Genomic DNA, 13,389 nt, shown 5'->3' with positions numbered 1-13,389 from the left:
AAAGCGCGGGCCTCCTCGCGCAGACAAAGACAAGCCGCCGCACGGCGCGAGGTTCGCGGGTGAGATGCGGCGGCTTGTTATTGTTTTTGCGAGGGGCGTCCCTACGCTTTATTTTTTACGAATGTTTCGATAACCGAGACGGCGCCGTCCACTCCGATCTTGTCGGTACAGATGCAGAGGTCGAAATCTTCCACCTGGCCCCATTTGCGGTCCGTGTAGAATTCGTGGTATTTCGCGCGTTTTTTATCCACGTCCATGACGCGCTTTTTTATCTCTTCTTTTGTGAAATCGAGCCCCTCCGGCACCATCGACATTTTGCGGGCGACGCGAACGTCGAGGCTTGCGTGGATGAAGCAGTTTATCGGGTCCATCGCGCGAAGGATGTAGTCGGCGCAGCGCCCGACGACGACGCACGGGCCGCGGGCGAGCGTGCGTATGAGTTTGCTCTGCCCCTTATAGATGAGGTCTGACGGAAGATCCTGATAGAAAACGGGCATCGCAAAGCCCGGCATGATAGGGCATATCGGCGGGGAACATTTTTCCTCGTTCTGCTCGATGAATCCGGCGTCATATCCGCCGTCCTTCGCCAGCATGTCCACCAGCTCCTTGTCGTAGAACTTTACGCCAAGCCTTTCCGCCAGCTTCATGCCGATCTCATGTCCGCCGCTTCCAAACTGCCTGCTTATTGTGATGACACAGTTGACCATATCCTCACGTCCTTTCAGGATTTTTCAATATTATAACGCTAATACGGTGCTTGCGGGAGGCATAAAGGCCCGCAAAACTCACAATGTGGCGGACGTCTGGGGCTTGCGCAGCCAGCGCAGCATCCACGCAAGAAAGCCAAACGCGATGAGGCAGCCGCCCGCGTCCCCTACGACGAAGGCCATCCAAAGCCCTTTGAAACCGAATAACTCAGGCAGGATGAAAAGAGGCGCGAACATACAGACGACATGCCGGCAGAAGGAGAGCGCAAGCGACGCAAAGCCGCGTCCCACGCCCTGCAGCGCGGAATTTGTCACGACCGTCACCCCCATGAACGGGATGCCAAGATAGGCGATCCTCATGCCGGGCACGCCAAGCGCAATAAGCTCCTTGTTAGATGAAAAGAGCCTCACCAGCTGCTCGGCGAAAATAATCGCAAACCCGCCGCTCACAACGTAGAAACCGACCGCCATGCCCACCGCCCAGTAAACGGAACGAATGACGCGTTTGGGGAAGCCTGCGCCGAAATTGTAGCCTATGATAGGCTGCACCGCCTCGCCCACGGCAAGCGCCGGCAAAAAAATGAGCGAATCAATGCTGAAAAAAATGCCCATCGCAGAAAGCCCAAGCTCGCCGCCGTATTTCAGCACCAACTGATTGAAAATAGTCATGTAAAGCACAAACGATATCTGCATAAAAAACGGCGCGCTGCCGACGACGCAGATGCGCTTCAAAACGTCCAGACGCAGCCGGCCGAGAAAACAGGCGCGGATGCGCAAAGGGGCAAGCCGCGTCCAGAAATAGGCGAGGCCGAAGACGGCGGAGACGGCCTGTGCCGCAACAGTGCCGATGGCGGCGCCCACGACGCCCATATCAAAGCCTACGATAAAAACGGCGTCCAGCACGACATTCATCACGGCGCCAAGAATCTGCGTACACATCGCGTACCTCGGGCTGCCGCAGGCGCGCACGATGGCGTTCACCCCAAAGCCTATAAGCGCAAACGGCGCGCAGAGCATGATTATTTTAAGATAGGGCAAAGCCAGGGCAAGCACCTCGCCGCTTCCGCCGCTCAGAACGAGCGCCTCCTTCGCAAAAAACCAGCCAACTACGGCAAGGACGACGCCCGCGCCGGCAAGCAAAGTAAACGTGATGCCAAGCGCCTGCTCAGCGGCGCGCTTTCGTCCCGCGCCGAACAAGATGGCCACGCGCGACGAGCCGCCGACGCTAATCAGCATCGCAAAGGCGATCATAAAAATCATTGTCGGAAAAGCCACCGTAATGGCCGCAAGTCCTACCGTCCCAACATACTGCCCCACAAAAATGCGGTCTACTATATTATATATAGCCCCCGCCACCATACCCGTGATGGCCGGAAGCGCGAAACTCAAAATCAGCTTCGGGATAGGCAGCGTCCCCATCGCCGATTTCTCCGGTATTTTATTTTTCATTGCGCCGTCCTCTTTCTATGATGATTCGGTCATTATAACACAGCCCGCCCTCGTTTACAAAACTTTCCGGCTGCAACGTTTGTATTTATTACCACCACAAAGCACTATTATAGTTATCACATATAAAAAGGAGGAAACAACATGGCACAGGTAAAGGCAATCTCATCGGCGCTCCGCCTCACTCTCGCACTGGGCGAAGCCGACGGCAAGAAGATCACAAAGACCGTCTCGCTCTCAAAGATCGGCAGCCAGGCGACAGCCGCCGCTCTGTCCGCAGTCGTAACAGCGCTTGCGGAACTTCTCGCCTACCCCGTGGCCTCGGTCAAGAAATACGACACGGGCCTGCTCGAAAGCGAATAAAGCGCGGCTTTGCACATATCCAGTAAAAGGAGGTGAAAATCAATGAAAAGCATACGCATGAAATTCATCACGGAGGACGGTAAAAACCTCTTCGTCAGCATGGACTACGCCGCCGCCGCTCTTGCGGAAGAGGGCGGCGCGGCCAAGGTAAAGGCGGCTGTGGACGCGATAATCGCAAATCAGCCCTTTGCTCAGGCCGTAGTCAAATGCGAAACGGCCGAGCTTATAGACCGCAGCGTCACCGCGGTAGACCTCACCCCCGCGGCATAACCACAAAACAAACAGCACAACCGCTCCGCAGGCCCCGACAAAGGCGCCTGCGGTTTTTTTTATTATTTTAATTTTTAATAAGATGGAGGCCGCGCTGCGTAAAGCGCTTATAATCGTATAATAAAGAAGTAAAAAACCGAACTCAACGGAGGCCGCGATATGCAAAAGACAGAAGAAAATCAGAAAAACGACAGCGAAACGATATGCTGGTGCTCCGGCGTCACGCGGGGGGAAATAGTCAAAGCCTATAACAACGGCGCCCGCACTCTCTCAGAGATCCAGCAAATGACAGGCGCCTGTACAGTGGGACGGTGCGCCGAGCTCAGCCCCAAAAAACGCTGCTGCGCGCCCGACATAAGAGCGCTGCTCAAAGAACTTTCACTGGAAAACGACTGAAGCCTTGACAAAAAACGCGCAAGCCGCCGCCATCCGCGACGCCCCCTTGCTTTTATCCCGCCGCACGGATACATAGCACCTATCTGTTTACGTTTATTACATCTATTTCATCGCGGCGGCGAGCGCGCCGCTTTTTTTCAGGCGCTCGGCTATGAAGGCGGCAAGCGCAGCCTTTATGACGTCACCTCCGATAGTTGCGAAAAATCCGATGGAAAGCACGCGCCATACGCCGGCGTTTGCCGCGCGCAGGTACCAGTTCAGGATGACGTAAAGATAGGCGACGCCCACGACGTAGACAAAAATCACTCCCGCCATCGCCGCCGCGAAATATTGGAGCTTCGACACGCGGCGGCCGCCGCGCGCAAAACGCTCCGAAAGCGCGCCGCAGATCCACGCGCAGCCTATGAAGCCGATGATATAGCCGAAGGAGGGCGCAAGAATGGCGGCCGGCCCCGCAGTCGAAGTGAAGACCGGAATGCCTATCAGCCCCATCAGCATGTAAAGCGCCATTGCAGCGGCGCCAAGCCGCGGCCCCAGCACGAAGCCGGCGAGCATACAGACCAAAGTCTGAAGCGTGAACGGCACAAACGGCACGGGAATCATAAGCCGCGCACCGACAGCAGAGAGCACCGCGAATATCGAAACAAGCACCATAGATTTTATCTTCATGCTGACTAGAATAATCAATGAACGACGATGTGTCAAGCTGTAATTTTAAATAAGTTGACATAAAAGCGCGCTCCTCATCCTATTTCAATTCTATTCCGTCCCGTTCCTCACTAATCTGTGATTCTCACCTCATATATGAATCAGGTTATTGACATATCAGAGGCTGAGTAGTAATTTTATTGACGTTTCGTAAAATTACGGTTTTTAGATGTGGAGGAAAATTCTTATGGAATCATATTTAACAGACTTGCTCGCGGCGCTTGCCGTCGTGCTCAACGGTGTGCCGCAGGGACTGCTGGCCATCTCTTTTGGATTTGCGGCCTTTCCCACCGCTCTTGCCTTTCTTGTGGGCGCGGCCGGCTCCGTCGCCTTTAATTCAGTAGCCACCATCTCATTTCAGGCGGAGACGATAGCGCTTGCCGGCAGCATGGGCAAGACGCTCAAAGAACGCCTCACTCTCGTCTTCTGGGGCGGCCTTTTTCTGCTCTTTCCCTCAATGCTCGGCCTTAATGAAAAAATCGTCGAGGCCATCGGCCCAGTCATCGTAAGCTCAATGATGGCGGGCGTCGGCGTAATGCTCGCCTACATCTCAATAGACATGCTCAATTCCGAAAAATATTCCGGCTCAGTCTCCATGGTGGTGGCGCTTGCAACGTGGTTTCTCACCTTCGACCTAGCAAAGACTATAATCATCTCCGTCTTAGCCGCGACGGCAGTCTACAACTTCCTTAAAAAGACTGGACACGCGGAGCCAGAACCGCTTGTCGTAAATGAAGACCGCGAACGCTTCACCACCGGCAACATCTACTTCAAAATATGGGAGCACCCGCGCATACTGGTGAGCGCGCTTGCCATAGCCTGCCTCAACATCGGCGCAAACATCAGCTTCGGCAAAATAACTGGCAGCATCGCAAACACCAACGCCAACATCGACCACCTCGCCGTCTACTCATCGCTTGCCGACATGCTCTCCTCCTTCTTCGGCGGAGGCCCCGTCGAGGCGATCATATCGGGCACGGCCACCGCACCGCACCCAGTGACGGCATCCGTCATGATGATGCTCATAATGGCGGCCATACTTCTTTTCAAACTTCTGCCTACAATCGGCAAATACGTCCACAGCTCCGCCATCGCGGGATTTCTCTTCGTTCTCGGCGTATTCGTCACCTTCATCTCAAACATACAGGGCGCGATCGCTCAGTGCCCTGCGGCGCAAGGGCCGTTCGGCTTCTCCCCGTGGGGAATGGCGGTGGGCGCGACGGTCATAGTATCCGCGCGCTGGAACCCCTTCTACGGGCTGCTCGCCGGCGTCGCCATCAAAATCGTCTTCGGACTTTAAGGAGAACTCGCCATGAAAGAATTTTACGACCTGAAAATCTGCGGCATCACGCGCCCGCTGCCTAAGGTGCGCATAGCGCCCGGCCTTTCCATCGCCTCGTTCGTCATGCTTGGAGACACGACGCTCGTTGAAAAATGCGCAGACGCGCTTGCTGCAAAACTTAAAACACTCGGTGCGGTAGACCTCCTCGTCTGCCCCGAGGCGAAGGGCATACCGCTCACGCACGCCATCGCGGTGCGCCTTGGCGTAGACTACATCGTGGCGCGCAAATCCGTCAAAAGCTACATGGAAGAGCCTCTCACCTCAGAGGTCAAGTCCATCACCACCGCCGGCACGCAGATGACCGTAATAGACGGAGCCGACGCAAAACGGCTCGCCGGCAAACGCGTCTGCGTAGTGGACGACGTCGTCTCCACCGGCGGCTCGCTGCTCGCGCTTGAATCGCTGCTTGCGCGCACCGGCTGCACCGTCGTCACAAAGGTGGCGGCGCTGCTTGAAGAGGGCGGCTACGACGGACATGACCTAGTCTACCTTGAAAAGCTGCCCATATTCAAAGACTAAAAATAACTGAACTCGCGCCGCGCAAAATGTTCCGCGCGTATAACAAACAGACGCGATAATTGGGAATACGAAGAGGCCGCCGTCATCATGAGGCGGCTTTCTGCATTATCTGTTATCATAGGCATACAACGAAGACAACGAAACGGGCGGCGGGAGGAAGTATAAAATGAACAACATCCAGCATCTCAGATATGCGGTAGAGGTGGAGCGCACCGGTTCTATATCGCGCGCCGCGGAAAACCTCTACATGGGCCAGCCGCACCTCTCAAAAGCAATCCGCGAGCTTGAAGAGGACATGAACATCACCATCTTCAACCGCACCACAAAGGGCGTCGCCCCCACTCCGCAGGGCGAGCGCTTCCTGGAATACGCGCGCAACATCTTGGCGCAGATAGACGAGCTGGAGTCGCTCTACAAACCCTCCGGCGCGCGCAGCTTCAGCATCTCGCTGCCCCGCGCAAGCTACGCGGCGGCCGCCTTCGCGAAATTCGCAGCCCTCCTCGACGACGCGGAGGGGCTTGACTTAAGATACTGCGAAACAAACCCCATGCAGGTGATAAAAGACGTAAGCGAAGGCAGAAGCGACATGGGCATCGTGCGCTGCCAGATAATACATGAAAAATATTTCCTGTCCGCGATACACGAGCGCAGCCTGAAGTCCGAGCGGCTCTGGGAATTTGAATACATGGCGCTCATGTCAAAGCGCCACCCGCTCGCCATGGCGCCGGAAGTGACCTACTCCGGCCTGCGCCACTACACAGAAATAGTGCACGACGACAACTCCGTGCCCGCAATGCCCGTCTCAGAGGCGCGGCTTCTTGCGCAGACACACGAAAAAAAGAAAAAAATAGCCGTCTACGAACGCGGCATCCAGTTTGAACTGCTGCGCGCGCTGCCCTCCTCCTACATCTGGGTCTCCCCAATGCCGGAAGCGACGCTTGCTCTGCACGGCCTCGTCCAAAAACGCTGCGGCGACGCCGACAACAAATACCACGACATCCTCATCTGGCGCAGCAACTACACCTTCACCAACGAGGACGACAGCTTCATAAAAAAACTAAAAGCGGAGATAGGGGAAGTAGCCCCAGCCTAAGAGCGCCCGCGGCTGGCGGCAAGAAAATCTGAAAAGCTGTCATAACCAAGCCGCCGTCTTCTGGCCAGCATTTTTTGCCAAATGGCGTTGCCCTGGTTTTCGTCTATCAGGCCAGCGTCCATTGCCTGTTTTAGGATATCCGCCGTCGTAACGTGAACCAGGCCATACGCTTTTACATAATCCAGTATATCCCTCAAATTGTTGCTCGCCAGGATCCCATCCTGTTCCTTTGCCATAGCTATCGCCGCAGCTTCGCCGGCGCCTATGATTTTATGCCCCGCGTCGGGAATCGTTGTAAGTTTGTAATAAATTTCATAGGCCGCGGCACCTACTATGATCGACCGCACTTGCGCCTGCTTGTCCATGACAAGAACGTCTATCTGTGACTTGAGCCCTTTAATGTGATTAAGCCCAGGATGTGAAAGTTCCTTATAAACCTGCTCGGGGATAATTATCCTGCCGGGGTAGAGCCTCGCAACAATGCTTTCGCCGTCGACCCAAAGAAACGCAGAAATGCAGTCCGTATCGAAAAACAGCGGCTCAGTCAATTATTTCCGCCTCCTCGTCTCCTCCGTAGACTAAATCTGAACGGAATGCACAAAGAAGCAGTTCCTCATATTTTCCGGCGGCTATCAACCCCTTCTGCAAAGCCAGTTCCGCCTGTTTGATATAGCTGCCGTAGGTCATGTACTGTTTATCTGGCGGAAGGGGACGATAGAGCGCCGTAGCACAGCCCATCATTTCAGCTCTGCCTCGAACGCTGCTTTTTAAAAATTCCTCCACACGGGAACGCTCCATACAGCGGCTCTCCTTCAGGCGGATAACAGCGGCCTGATGGCTGACGCCAAAATATTGTTCAAGCAGGATGACGTCATCAAGCGAGAGCTTGCCGTCTTCATGGACTGCCGCAAAACGTGCGGCGCGACTTTCAAGCTCGGCGGCGGGCATAAGAAAATACGAGGCAAATATATCCGCCTCCTTCTCGATGTCATTTCCACAGCCGATTTTTTTTCCACAGATAGAGGTCATATTGTCGTCAAAACGCATATGATAAAATTCATGCGCCAGTGAAAACCGCTGACGGCCTAATGACATGCCGGAGTTCACGGCTATCACGCAGTTTCCGTCTTCTGTCCTGACGCACATGCCGCTGAGCTTGTCGCCCATAGGATAATAAACCAGCGTCAGCCCTTCAATATTCTGTGCCAGAGAAAAAACATCTACAGGCGAACCGCTCTCCGCGCCCAGTTCCTTTCTGTACTGCATCGCTTTGGTCATCAAATCAGCTTTATCTGCCATGTGCCTCGTCCTTCAGCAGGCCGCTCAGAAATTCCAAGTTGAGAGCTATCTTATTGACGGCGCAGACAGCCCGCATCTCATCGCGAGAGAGGTCGCTGCATCGGAAGGCGCAGGCAAGCGGCCTTCCAGCCGAGTCATTTGCCACGGCAGCCGCCGACACGCCAAAAAGCGACGCAAGCTCGTCTAGCATAACAGCGGAGATGCCGCGCTCGCCCTTTTCTATCTTGCTTACAAGGCTTTGATCCACTTTTAAAAAATCCGCGATGCTCCGCTGGCTGAACCCGGAGGCCTCCCGGAGCCGTTTAAGATTATTACCAACGTTTTTGCAGCTCGTCATATTCACCACGCCCCTTTATTTTTTATTTTTATATCTTTTGTCATAATTTAAACAATATATTTTGCGATTATTATGACACAAACCATCGAGATTTTCCACCTTTATCTTCTTGCTGTCGCATCCGCTCTGGAATTTTTTAAGTACGTAATTTTGTATGCGCGCGTCAAAGCGCCCCCGGACTTTTGCCGGGGGCGCTGCTGTCTGTTGTTTTTTTGCGCTTTTTAGTTTATGCAGTGTTCGGGGCAGATGCCGCGGCAGAGGCCGCAGCCGTCGCATTTCTGCGTGTCTATCAATATGTTTCTGTCCTGCATCGTTATCGCCTGATAGCCGCCGTCGCGGCAGCTTATGACGCACTTGCCGCAGCGCAGGCAGTTGTAGGAGTCCCATTTTGGGACGAACCTGTTGTCTCTGTCAAGCGCGCTGTGGGGCGCGACATGTTCAAGCGCTTTGCCGCAGAAGTCGGCGACGCTCTTGTAGTTTTTGCGCGCCATGTATCCTGAAAGTCCGCAGCAGAGGTCGTTTATGATGCCGTAGCCGTGCTCCATTACGGCGGAGCATATTTGCAGCGTGGAGGCGCCCACGAGGATGAACTCCACGGCGTCGCGCCAGCCGTATACGCCGCCGCTTGCCGAGATAGGGATCGAGACGCTGCGCGCTATCTCCATCACGCTGCGAAGCGCTATCGGCCGGATGATGCGTCCGGACATGCCGCCCGCCACTCCCACGCCGCCCACGTTGAAGACGGGGTGCGCGCTTTCGATGTCGATGTAGGGCATGGAGCTTATCGTGTTGATGGCGCAGATGGCGTCAGCTCCCTCCTGCTTGGAGACGGAGGCGCCCAGTACGATGTCGGACATCGAAGGCAGCTTCACTATGACGGGCAGCTTTGAGGCCGCCTTCACCCAGCCTATCAGTTCTTTTATCTGAGCGGGGTTTTCACCGATGGAAATGCCGCTTCCTATCTCGCTGCAGCCGTGCGGGCACGAGAAATTAAGTTCAAGCGCGTCAGCACCTGCGGCTTCGCAGTCCGCGGCGGCGCGCTGCCAGCACTCTTTTATCGGGCTGTGTCCATAGAGGATGCTTGCTATCACCGCTCTGTCGGGCCAGCTTTTTTTCAGTTTCTGGATGTCGTCGCAGGATTCTTCGTTCGTCTGCTGCGATGTAAGCTCAATATTGGTGAAGCCGGCGATGCCGCCCGGCCCCCTCACCGTGTGGATGCGCGGGGAGACGTTGCGCACTTCGCAGCCTTCCGTCCCCGTGTACTGCGTCAGCGTCTTTATGACGGCGCCTCCCCATCCGGCGCGAAAGGCCCTGTCGATCATCTCTCTGTTCCTCGAAGGCGGGGCGGAAGCCAGCATAAACGGATTTGGCATCTCTATTCCTAAAAAGTCGGTGCGGATCTTCTCTGTCATTTCACATACTCCCTGTCCTCTGTCTAAGTTGGCGGCAAAATTCTCGGCTGTTATATCGCTATTATACTACTACAACGCGGGCGGCAGCGGATACATCCACCAAAAAAAGCAAAGGGTGCATTATATTTTTTTATCTACACTGTGATATACTGTGGCCAGGAGCCAAGTCATTGGGCGGCAGCCGCGGTCCTTGCAGTTTACATCCGCCAGGGACGGAGGTGATGTCTTATGAAACATGACGACTTTCGCGTTTTATTAGAGTTCGGAATGTTTTTGCTGACGTTGCTGACATTTATATTTACCTTTTGTCGCAATTAAAGTATAAAAGACAGAAAAATTACCCCCGAATGACTTTCGCCGGTCTGAGAGAGTAATTTTTCTGTAGACTTCGGTCGAGCCACCTAGGTGACGGCTCCTTTTACTTAAGGTCATTGTATTCCATTTTTTCAAAACTTTCAAGCGAGATAACGCGGCCAGCACGCCGCGTGGATTGCATTATGGAGGGATCTGCAAATGAAGCGGAGAAAAACATTATGGTGCGCACGCCTCATATTCGTATGCGTTTTTTTGCTGTGCGCCACCTTCGCCAGCGCCGCCGACTACGACGCTCTCAACAAAGCGGCCGACGAGCTTTTTGATAACCAAGATTACGCGGCCGCCGCGCAAAAATACGAACAGGCCGTGCAGAAGGGCAGCGGCTGGGCGATGGCGCGCCTTGGATACCTCTATGAAAACGGCATAGGCGTCGCGGCCGACGTCAATAAAGCCTTCAGCCTCTACGAAAAAGGGGCCGCCGCCGGAGACATTGCCGCGATATACAACCTGGGAGCCTGTTATTTCTTCGGCGTATCCGCCGCAAAGGACGAAGCAAGAGGGCTCGCCCTCATCAAAAAAAGCGCAGAGGCGGGCGACGACGGCGCGCTCTGCACTCTGGGCGACCTCTATCAGAGCGGGACGGGCGTTCCCGCCGACAAAACGCTCGCCCTCAAATATTACAGAAAAGCCGCGCGCGCCGGAAGCGAAGACGCCATGAAGGCGATCGCCGCAAAGTACGCAGAGGGAGACGGCGTGCAAAAAGACAAACAGGAGGCGCTGCGCTGGTATGGATACGCAGCAGATCTAGGCGACGAAGAGGCCGCAGCCGCCGTCAAAAAACTTAAATAACGACGCGCGTAACGCAAAAAACAGAAAAGGTGCTGACGCAGATGAAACAGATAAAAAACGTGATTTGCAAAATACTTCTTTTGTCCATGCTCACCCTCCCTCCGGGCTGTGCGGCGCTCGTTTGCGCCGCTTCCGAAGCGCGGGCCGCAGAAAGCCGTTACGACATGCGACAGATGCTGCCCCCCGTCAGAAACCAGGGCGACTTCTCAACATGCTGGTCCTTCGCCATAATCGGCGCCATCGAATCAAACCTCATCAAAAAAGGCGTCGCGAGCCGCGACATAGACCTCTCCGAATACTACCTCTCCTACTACACCTTCAACGACGAATCTGAGACGCTTTACTCATTCCAGTCCGATAAAGAGACCGGCTTCGACACTGGCGCAAGCGACTTCATGTCCACCGCCATCGTCACGCGCGGCACCGGCCCCGTCTACGAAAGCGAAGCCCCCTACCCGCACAGAAAGGCAAAAGCCGTAAAGCCGCCCGTAACCGCAAGAAAATTCAAACTCAAAAACGTCCTCTACCTTGGAGAAGACGCCTCCGACATCCCGCTTGCCGGAGAACGCATAAACGTCGTCAAAGCCGCCATTGCGCAGTACGGCGGCGCAAGCGCCGCGCTCTGCTGCCCCGACGAAGACGGCGTCGTAATGGACGACCTTCTTTCGCCCTCCTACGGCTACTTCACAAACTTTAAATCAGGCGAACCGGAACAGGGCGCAAACTACCGCGAAGCCAACCACGACGTCCTGCTGGTCGGATGGGACGACAGCTTCAGCCGCCTCAAATTCGGCGGCAGAAACGGCCGCGGCCCCAAACCGGCAAAAGACGGCGCGTGGATCGTGCGCAACAGCTGGGGCAAAGGCTGGGGCGATAAAGGCTGCTTCTACGTCTCCTACGAAGAGGGCACCTTAGTCAACGGCATCGTCTACGACGCGGTACCCGCCGTACAAGACGAAAACATCTACCAGTACGACATCCTGGGCGTAGCTGATTTTATAAACGGCGACTTCGTGCCCCTCATTTCAAAAAACCGCGCGATACCGGCGTGGGGCGCCAACATCTACACCGCCCTGCGCGACGAACGGCTAAATTCCGCCGCCGTCTACACAGCGCGCCCGGGCACACAATGCGAGCTTAAAATATACACGGGCGTCGGCTCAGGCTCCCCAACAAACGGCACGCTCGCGCTCACCAAAAGCGTCACCCTCGACGCGCCCGGCTTTCATTCAATAGACCTGCCCGCGCCCGTCGCCGTCAAAAAAGGCGAACGCTTCTCCGTCGTGATGAAACTGACCTCGCCCGCCTCAGAATTTCCGATACCGATAGAAATGCGCGCAGCCGGCGACACAACGCACAAAAAATCGACCTCGCATCCCGGAGAAAGCTGGATATCAGCCTCAGGGAAATATTGGACCGACCTCAACACCATAGACGAAACCGCAAACGTCTGCATAAAAGCCTACGCCACGCCAGAAAAGTAACGCTGCGGCGGCCGTCCACGCACCGCTCCAATACGAGGACGGCCGCCGTCCTATCTTCTTCGCGTAATCAAGATGAAAAACTAAATTCGATTTCGCAGCCGGGCTTAGTTTTTCCGTCGATGTTTCAAGTCAGCTTTGGAATCTGGCTTTTAACATCGCGGCTCTTTTTTGCGCCCCCAACTCTTCGTATAGCGATATTGCTTTCTGCGCGTAGCTTTCGCACGGCTCAGTCAGGCAGGCAGAAAGCGACGCGGACGCGTCCGGCGCGTTTGCTGCGCGCGGAGTGCGGCTGTTATTGTGGACCGCAAGGTACAGCGTCCAGGCTTTTGCCATCGACTGCGCGGCGCGCCAGCTTTTCTTTCCTATGGCGCAGAGGAAGTCGGCTTTTTCCAGAGCGGAGGCGGCCTCTTTGAAATCTCCGGCCTCCGCCGCGCATATTGCTTTCAGGCTGTAGAGTATCGAAGTGCAGTGGCCGCCGCGCGAGCTTTCAAACAATGCTGCGCCGCGCCTTACGTGCGCGGTAAAGCACGGCCAATCGTCCATGTCGAGCGCGGCGTCCGCCGCGTGCGCGTGAAAATGGCTCTGGCCCCAAAAGAGGCCGGCTTTTTCGCATCTTGCTACGCAGTATTCGTACTGTTCAAGCGCGTATTGCGTCTGGCCGCTCCACTGGCGCATCTCGCCGATGTAGCAGCGCGGCGCGAGCAGATTCAGCGTGTAGAATTTCCCCGCAAGCTCCAGTTCTTCAAAGACTCGTATCGAACGCAGGAAGGTCTCTTCCGCGCAGCCGGGACCTCCGAAGACGGAGAGCAGATCAAGTATCTCACGCTCTTTTTCGGACAGCTCGGCCAT

The 13,389-nt window shown here is 55.3% G+C and carries 16 protein-coding genes; 8 read left to right on the top strand and 8 right to left on the bottom strand.

Annotated elements, in window-relative coordinates:
• Window positions 1-101 precede the first annotated feature (101 nt).
• Complete coding sequence (locus tag RRY12_08420; GenBank protein MEG2184686.1) at window positions 102-707, bottom strand: cytidylate kinase-like family protein; 606 nt, start codon at window positions 705-707, stop codon at window positions 102-104.
• A gap of 78 nt (window positions 708-785) precedes the next feature.
• The gene (locus RRY12_08415; protein ID MEG2184685.1) at window positions 786-2,156 is read right to left on the bottom strand and encodes an MATE family efflux transporter; all 1,371 of its coding nucleotides are present in this window, start codon (window positions 2,154-2,156) and stop codon (window positions 786-788) included.
• Window positions 2,157-2,297: 141 nt separating this feature from the next.
• On the opposite strand from RRY12_08415, the gene RRY12_08410 reads away from it, so the two are divergent.
• The 3 genes from RRY12_08410 (at window position 2,298) to RRY12_08400 (ending at window position 3,182) form a co-directional block, all read left to right on the top strand.
• Entirely contained in the window at window positions 2,298-2,516 is a 219-nt protein-coding gene (locus tag RRY12_08410) for a DUF1659 domain-containing protein (protein ID MEG2184684.1), read from the top strand.
• 42 nt (window positions 2,517-2,558) lie between these two features.
• Window positions 2,559-2,786 carry a DUF2922 family protein gene (locus tag RRY12_08405; protein ID MEG2184683.1) on the top strand — a complete coding sequence of 76 codons (228 nt, stop codon included), beginning with the start codon at window positions 2,559-2,561 and terminating at the stop codon, window positions 2,784-2,786.
• 159 nt (window positions 2,787-2,945) lie between these two features.
• Window positions 2,946-3,182, top strand: coding sequence for a (2Fe-2S)-binding protein (locus tag RRY12_08400; GenBank protein ID MEG2184682.1), 237 nt, complete (start codon window positions 2,946-2,948; stop codon window positions 3,180-3,182).
• A 102-nt stretch (window positions 3,183-3,284) separates the two neighbouring features.
• Here the strand turns inward: RRY12_08400 and RRY12_08395 are convergent, their stop codons facing one another.
• Window positions 3,285-3,836: a biotin transporter BioY gene (locus RRY12_08395; protein MEG2184681.1), complete on the bottom strand. Its 552-nt coding sequence runs from the start codon at window positions 3,834-3,836 to the stop codon at window positions 3,285-3,287.
• A 241-nt stretch (window positions 3,837-4,077) separates the two neighbouring features.
• Between RRY12_08395 and RRY12_08390 the strand changes: the two genes are divergently transcribed.
• The 3 genes from RRY12_08390 to RRY12_08380 all read left to right on the top strand — a co-directional run bounded on the left by RRY12_08390 (window position 4,078) and on the right by RRY12_08380 (window position 6,844).
• Entirely contained in the window at window positions 4,078-5,190 is a 1,113-nt protein-coding gene (locus tag RRY12_08390) for an NCS2 family permease (protein MEG2184680.1), read from the top strand.
• 12 nt (window positions 5,191-5,202) lie between these two features.
• Entirely contained in the window at window positions 5,203-5,751 is a 549-nt protein-coding gene (locus RRY12_08385; GenBank protein MEG2184679.1) for a phosphoribosyltransferase family protein, read from the top strand.
• Window positions 5,752-5,917: 166 nt separating this feature from the next.
• Window positions 5,918-6,844, top strand: coding sequence for a LysR family transcriptional regulator (locus RRY12_08380; protein MEG2184678.1), 927 nt, complete (start codon window positions 5,918-5,920; stop codon window positions 6,842-6,844).
• Here the strand turns inward: RRY12_08380 and RRY12_08375 are convergent.
• The 4 genes from RRY12_08375 to preA form a co-directional block, all read right to left on the bottom strand.
• On the bottom strand, window positions 6,841-7,392 hold the full coding sequence (locus RRY12_08375; protein ID MEG2184677.1) for a hypothetical protein: 552 nt from the start codon (window positions 7,390-7,392) through the stop codon (window positions 6,841-6,843). The two genes, RRY12_08380 and RRY12_08375, sit on opposite strands and share 4 nt — an antisense overlap.
• Window positions 7,385-8,143, bottom strand: a complete 759-nt coding sequence (locus RRY12_08370) for an ImmA/IrrE family metallo-endopeptidase (protein ID MEG2184676.1) — start codon at window positions 8,141-8,143, stop codon at window positions 7,385-7,387. Before RRY12_08370 ends, RRY12_08375 begins: the two co-directional genes overlap by 8 nt.
• Window positions 8,133-8,480: a helix-turn-helix transcriptional regulator gene (locus RRY12_08365; protein MEG2184675.1), complete on the bottom strand. Its 348-nt coding sequence runs from the start codon at window positions 8,478-8,480 to the stop codon at window positions 8,133-8,135. Before RRY12_08365 ends, RRY12_08370 begins: the two co-directional genes overlap by 11 nt.
• Window positions 8,481-8,701: 221 nt before the next feature.
• On the bottom strand, window positions 8,702-9,892 hold the full coding sequence (gene preA, locus RRY12_08360) for an NAD-dependent dihydropyrimidine dehydrogenase subunit PreA (GenBank protein MEG2184674.1): 1,191 nt from the start codon (window positions 9,890-9,892) through the stop codon (window positions 8,702-8,704).
• 513 nt (window positions 9,893-10,405) lie between these two features.
• Here preA and RRY12_08355 point away from each other — a divergent pair.
• Together RRY12_08355 and RRY12_08350 are read left to right on the top strand one after the other, a co-directional pair.
• Window positions 10,406-11,056 (top strand): tetratricopeptide repeat protein, encoded by a 651-nt coding sequence (locus RRY12_08355; protein ID MEG2184673.1) that lies wholly within the window; start codon window positions 10,406-10,408, stop codon window positions 11,054-11,056.
• Window positions 11,057-11,097: 41 nt separating this feature from the next.
• Complete coding sequence (locus tag RRY12_08350; protein MEG2184672.1) at window positions 11,098-12,540, top strand: lectin like domain-containing protein; 1,443 nt, start codon at window positions 11,098-11,100, stop codon at window positions 12,538-12,540.
• A gap of 129 nt (window positions 12,541-12,669) precedes the next feature.
• Here RRY12_08350 and RRY12_08345 read toward each other — a convergent pair.
• Window positions 12,670-13,389: hypothetical protein (locus RRY12_08345; protein ID MEG2184671.1), on the bottom strand; the 720-nt coding region annotated here is incomplete at its 5' end.

This window comes from Cloacibacillus sp., from assembly GCA_036655895.1.
Lineage (GTDB): Bacteria > Synergistota > Synergistia > Synergistales > Synergistaceae > JAVVPF01.
The sequence above is the reverse complement of the archived record's forward strand: the minus strand, read 5'-3'. Positions and strand labels throughout refer to the sequence as shown.

What these genes read in the sequence shown, in the direction of transcription:
- RRY12_08355 (MEG2184673.1), top strand. Translation starts at nt 10,406, where the DNA reads ATGAAGCGGAGAAAAACATTATGGTGCGCACGCCTCATATTCGTATGC.
- RRY12_08405 (MEG2184683.1), top strand. Translation starts at nt 2,559, where the DNA reads ATGAAAAGCATACGCATGAAATTCATCACGGAGGACGGTAAAAACCTC.
- RRY12_08420 (MEG2184686.1), bottom strand. Translation starts at nt 707, where the DNA reads ATGGTCAACTGTGTCATCACAATAAGCAGGCAGTTTGGAAGCGGCGGA.
- RRY12_08410 (MEG2184684.1), top strand. Translation starts at nt 2,298, where the DNA reads ATGGCACAGGTAAAGGCAATCTCATCGGCGCTCCGCCTCACTCTCGCA.
- RRY12_08415 (MEG2184685.1), bottom strand. Translation starts at nt 2,156, where the DNA reads ATGAAAAATAAAATACCGGAGAAATCGGCGATGGGGACGCTGCCTATC.
- RRY12_08390 (MEG2184680.1), top strand. Translation starts at nt 4,078, where the DNA reads ATGGAATCATATTTAACAGACTTGCTCGCGGCGCTTGCCGTCGTGCTC.
- RRY12_08395 (MEG2184681.1), bottom strand. Translation starts at nt 3,836, where the DNA reads ATGGTGCTTGTTTCGATATTCGCGGTGCTCTCTGCTGTCGGTGCGCGG.
- RRY12_08350 (MEG2184672.1), top strand. Translation starts at nt 11,098, where the DNA reads ATGAAACAGATAAAAAACGTGATTTGCAAAATACTTCTTTTGTCCATG.
- RRY12_08380 (MEG2184678.1), top strand. Translation starts at nt 5,918, where the DNA reads ATGAACAACATCCAGCATCTCAGATATGCGGTAGAGGTGGAGCGCACC.
- RRY12_08400 (MEG2184682.1), top strand. Translation starts at nt 2,946, where the DNA reads ATGCAAAAGACAGAAGAAAATCAGAAAAACGACAGCGAAACGATATGC.
- RRY12_08385 (MEG2184679.1), top strand. Translation starts at nt 5,203, where the DNA reads ATGAAAGAATTTTACGACCTGAAAATCTGCGGCATCACGCGCCCGCTG.
- preA (MEG2184674.1), bottom strand. Translation starts at nt 9,892, where the DNA reads ATGACAGAGAAGATCCGCACCGACTTTTTAGGAATAGAGATGCCAAAT.
- RRY12_08365 (MEG2184675.1), bottom strand. Translation starts at nt 8,480, where the DNA reads ATGACGAGCTGCAAAAACGTTGGTAATAATCTTAAACGGCTCCGGGAG.
- RRY12_08370 (MEG2184676.1), bottom strand. Translation starts at nt 8,143, where the DNA reads ATGGCAGATAAAGCTGATTTGATGACCAAAGCGATGCAGTACAGAAAG.